Raw genomic sequence first — 5,127 nt, forward strand, 5'->3', positions numbered from 1 at the left:
TGGAATCGAAAACACGTCAGTACGTTGAGTGAGCGACCGACTCGTAAAGAGTCGAAAACAGTAACAGGTATTGAACTGAAGAGTTTGATCCTGGCTCAGATTGAACGCTGGCGGCATGCCTTACACATGCAAGTCGAACGGCAGCACGGGGGCAACCCTGGTGGCGAGTGGCGAACGGGTGAGTAATACATCGGAACGTGTCCTGGAGTGGGGGATAGCCCGGCGAAAGCCGGATTAATACCGCATACGCTCTATGGAGGAAAGCGGGGGACCTTCGGGCCTCGCGCTCAAGGGGCGGCCGATGGCGGATTAGCTAGTTGGTGGGGTAAAGGCCTACCAAGGCGACGATCCGTAGCTGGTCTGAGAGGACGACCAGCCACACTGGGACTGAGACACGGCCCAGACTCCTACGGGAGGCAGCAGTGGGGAATTTTGGACAATGGGGGCAACCCTGATCCAGCAATGCCGCGTGTGTGAAGAAGGCCTTCGGGTTGTAAAGCACTTTTGTCCGGAAAGAAAACACGTGCCCTAATACGGTGTGTGGATGACGGTACCGGAAGAATAAGCACCGGCTAACTACGTGCCAGCAGCCGCGGTAATACGTAGGGTGCGAGCGTTAATCGGAATTACTGGGCGTAAAGCGTGCGCAGGCGGTTTGCTAAGACCGATGTGAAATCCCCGGGCTTAACCTGGGAACTGCATTGGTGACTGGCAGGCTAGAGTATGGCAGAGGGGGGTAGAATTCCACGTGTAGCAGTGAAATGCGTAGAGATGTGGAGGAATACCGATGGCGAAGGCAGCCCCCTGGGCCAATACTGACGCTCATGCACGAAAGCGTGGGGAGCAAACAGGATTAGATACCCTGGTAGTCCACGCCCTAAACGATGTCAACTAGTTGTTGGGGATTCATTTCCTTAGTAACGTAGCTAACGCGTGAAGTTGACCGCCTGGGGAGTACGGTCGCAAGATTAAAACTCAAAGGAATTGACGGGGACCCGCACAAGCGGTGGATGATGTGGATTAATTCGATGCAACGCGAAAAACCTTACCTACCCTTGACATGGACGGAAGGCCGCTGAGAGGTGGTCGTGCTCGAAAGAGAACCGTCGCACAGGTGCTGCATGGCTGTCGTCAGCTCGTGTCGTGAGATGTTGGGTTAAGTCCCGCAACGAGCGCAACCCTTGTCCTTAGTTGCTACGCAAGAGCACTCTAAGGAGACTGCCGGTGACAAACCGGAGGAAGGTGGGGATGACGTCAAGTCCTCATGGCCCTTATGGGTAGGGCTTCACACGTCATACAATGGTCGGAACAGAGGGTTGCCAACCCGCGAGGGGGAGCCAATCCCAGAAAACCGATCGTAGTCCGGATTGCACTCTGCAACTCGAGTGCATGAAGCTGGAATCGCTAGTAATCGCGGATCAGCATGCCGCGGTGAATACGTTCCCGGGTCTTGTACACACCGCCCGTCACACCATGGGAGTGGGTTTTACCAGAAGTGGCTAGTCTAACCGCAAGGAGGACGGTCACCACGGTAGGATTCATGACTGGGGTGAAGTCGTAACAAGGTAGCCGTATCGGAAGGTGCGGCTGGATCACCTCCTTTCTCGAGCGAACGCTCAAAGCTTAAGTGCTCACGCTTATCGACTGTGAAGATTGACAGACTCAGGGGTCTGTAGCTCAGTCGGTTAGAGCACCGTCTTGATAAGGCGGGGGTCGTTGGTTCGAATCCAACCAGACCCACCATCCCCGCCATCGTTAGCGCTTTAGCGCTTACGAGGGGGCGACTCCCGAAGGGAGTTAAGCGGTGGAGTAAGCGACGGGATGTCCTGAGTCTCAAATTGGTTATGCTGGGGGCATAGCTCAGCTGGGAGAGCACCTGCTTTGCAAGCAGGGGGTCGTCGGTTCGATCCCGTCTGCCTCCACCAATCCTTAATGGGAAGTGTTTGAGCGAGAGCGGCAAGTTCTCGCGTGAGTCGAACATTTGTCATTGGCGATTGAGCCAGTCAGCGCGATGTAGTTATCGACTGTCGATCTTTAACAATCTGGAAGAAGTAGTAATGGATATTGGAAGCGTCTATGAGATGGACGTGGAAGATATCAGGGTAGTGATTGTATCAGTATGAAAAGTGATCGAAAGTTCACTTGGAATACGGCAAACGCGAGAACTCAAACCTGTAGCGGTGGCGAATCCCCTCCCATGTGGAGTAAAGAGACGCTCTCGTTATAGGGTCAAGCGAACAAGTGCATGTGGTGGATGCCTTGGCGATCACAGGCGATGAAGGACGCGGTAGCCTGCGAAAAGCCCCGGGGAGCTGGCAAACGAGCTTTGATCCGGGGATGTCCGAATGGGGAAACCCACTCCGAATGGAGTATCCGCAGCTGAATACATAGGCTGCGAGAGGCGAACGCGGTGAACTGAAACATCTAAGTAACCGCAGGAACAGAAATCAACCGAGATTCCCAGAGTAGTGGCGAGCGAAATGGGAAGAGCCTGTACGAGTTAGCTGTGCTGTTAGCTGAACGCTCTGGAAAGTGCGGCCATAGCAGGTGATAGCCCTGTAAGCGAAAACAGTGTGGTGGGACTAGGCGTACGACAAGTAGGGCGGGACACGTGAAATCCTGTCTGAAGATGGGGGGACCATCCTCCAAGGCTAAATACTCGTGATCGACCGATAGTGAACCAGTACCGTGAGGGAAAGGCGAAAAGAACCCCGGGAGGGGAGTGAAATAGATCCTGAAACCGCATGCATACAAACAGTCGGAGCCTCGTAAGGGGTGACGGCGTACCTTTTGTATAATGGGTCAGCGACTTACGTTCAGTAGCAAGCTTAACCGATTAGGGCAGGCGTAGCGAAAGCGAGTCCGAATAGGGCGTTCAGTTGCTGGGCGTAGACCCGAAACCAGATGATCTATCCATGGCCAGGTTGAAGGTGCGGTAACACGTACTGGAGGACCGAACCCACTAGTGTTGAAAAACTAGGGGATGAGCTGTGGATAGGGGTGAAAGGCTAAACAAATCTGGAAATAGCTGGTTCTCTCCGAAAACTATTTAGGTAGTGCCTCGTGTATCACCTTCGGGGGTAGAGCACTGTCATGGTTGAGGGGTCCATTGCGGATTACCTCGCCATAGCAAACTCCGAATACCGAAGAGTGCAATCACGGGAGACAGACATCTGGTGCTAACGTCTGGTGTCAAGAGGGAAACAACCCAGACCGCCAGCTAAGGTCCCTAAATATGGCTAAGTGGGAAACGAAGTGGGAAGGCTAAAACAGTCAGGAGGTTGGCTTAGAAGCAGCCACCCTTTAAAGAAAGCGTAATAGCTCACTGATCGAGTCGTCCTGCGCGGAAGATGTAACGGGGCTAAGCCATATACCGAAGCTGCGGATGCGTACGCAAGTGCGCATGGTAGGAGAGCGTTCCGTAAGCCTGCGAAGGTGTCTTGTAAAGGATGCTGGAGGTATCGGAAGTGCGAATGCTGACATGAGTAGCGATAAAGGGGGTGAAAGGCCCCCTCGCCGTAAGCCCAAGGTTTCCTACGCAACGTTCATCGGCGTAGGGTGAGTCGGCCCCTAAGGCGAGGCAGAAATGCGTAGCTGATGGGAAGCAGGTCAATATTCCTGCACCGTCGTGAGATGCGATGGGGGGACGGATCGCGGAAGGTTGTCCGGGTGTTGGACGTCCCGGTCGCTGCATTGGAGAAGGCGCTTAGGCAAATCCGGGCGCGTAATTCAAGGGTGTGGCGCGAGCGGCTTAAAGCTGCGAAGCAATCGGAAGGGGTCCCAAGAAAAGCCTCTAAGCTTCAGTCTCATGATGACCGTACCGCAAACCGACACAGGTGGGCGAGATGAGTATTCTAAGGCGCTTGAGAGAACTCGGGAGAAGGAACTCGGCAAATTGGTACCGTAACTTCGGGATAAGGTACGCCCTGGTAGCTTGATGCGCCTGCGCGCAAAGGGTGAAGGGGTTGCAATAAACTGGTGGCTGCGACTGTTTAATAAAAACACAGCACTCTGCAAACACGAAAGTGGACGTATAGGGTGTGACGCCTGCCCGGTGCCGGAAGATTAAATGATGGGGTGCAAGCTCTTGATTGAAGTCCCGGTAAACGGCGGCCGTAACTATAACGGTCCTAAGGTAGCGAAATTCCTTGTCGGGTAAGTTCCGACCTGCACGAATGGCGTAACGATGGCCACACTGTCTCCTCCCGAGACTCAGCGAAGTTGAAGTGTTTGTGATGATGCAATCTCCCCGCGGCTAGACGGAAAGACCCCATGAACCTTTACTGTAGCTTTGCATTGGACTTTGAACCGATCTGTGTAGGATAGGTGGGAGGCTATGAAACCGGAACGCTAGTTTCGGTGGAGCCGTCCTTGAAATACCACCCTGGTTTGTTTGAGGTTCTAACCTTGGGCCCTGAATCGGGCTCGGGGACAGTGCATGGTAGGCAGTTTGACTGGGGCGGTCTCCTCCCAAAGCGTAACGGAGGAGTACGAAGGTACGCTAGGTACGGTCGGAAATCGTGCTGATAGTGCAATGGCATAAGCGTGCTTAACTGCGAGACCGACAAGTCGAGCAGGTGCGAAAGCAGGTCATAGTGATCCGGTGGTTCTGTATGGAAGGGCCATCGCTCAACGGATAAAAGGTACTCTGGGGATAACAGGCTGATACCGCCCAAGAGTTCATATCGACGGCGGTGTTTGGCACCTCGATGTCGGCTCATCTCATCCTGGGGCTGTAGCCGGTCCCAAGGGTATGGCTGTTCGCCATTTAAAGAGGTACGTGAGCTGGGTTTAAAACGTCGTGAGACAGTTTGGTCCCTATCTGCCGTGGGCGTTGGATATTTGAAGGGGGCTGCTCCTAGTACGAGAGGACCGGAGTGGACGAACCTCTGGTGTACCGGTTGTCACGCCAGTGGCATCGCCGGGTAGCTATGTTCGGAAGAGATAACCGCTGAAAGCATCTAAGCGGGAAACTCGCCTTAAGATGAGATATCCCCGGGGACTTGATCCCCTTGAAGGGTCGTTCGAGACCAGGACGTTGATAGGTCGGGTGTGTACACGCAGTAATGCGTTCAGCTAACCGATACTAATTGCCCGTACGGCTTGATCCTATAACCGGAGCGTTTT

2 tRNA genes and 2 rRNA genes are annotated in these 5,127 nt (G+C 54.0%); all 4 read left to right on the forward strand.

The window, feature by feature from the left end:
- Positions 1–72 precede the first annotated feature (72 nt).
- The 4 genes from GWC77_RS26785 to GWC77_RS26800 all read left to right on the forward strand — a co-directional run bounded on the left by GWC77_RS26785 (position 73) and on the right by GWC77_RS26800 (position 5,111).
- Positions 73–1,603, forward strand: a 16S ribosomal RNA gene (locus GWC77_RS26785).
- 63 nt (positions 1,604–1,666) lie between these two features.
- Positions 1,667–1,743: transfer RNA gene (locus GWC77_RS26790), tRNA-Ile, on the forward strand.
- Between the two features lie 106 nt (positions 1,744–1,849).
- Positions 1,850–1,925: transfer RNA gene (locus tag GWC77_RS26795), tRNA-Ala, on the forward strand.
- Positions 1,926–2,227: 302 nt separating this feature from the next.
- Positions 2,228–5,111: ribosomal RNA gene (locus GWC77_RS26800) — 23S ribosomal RNA — on the forward strand.
- The 16S and 23S rRNA genes sit together here with 2 tRNA genes alongside, the layout of an rRNA operon.
- The last annotated feature ends 16 nt before the right edge of the window (positions 5,112–5,127 follow it).

The sequence above is a fragment of the Paraburkholderia sp. NMBU_R16 genome, assembly GCF_013282575.1.
GTDB lineage: Bacteria > Pseudomonadota > Gammaproteobacteria > Burkholderiales > Burkholderiaceae > Trinickia.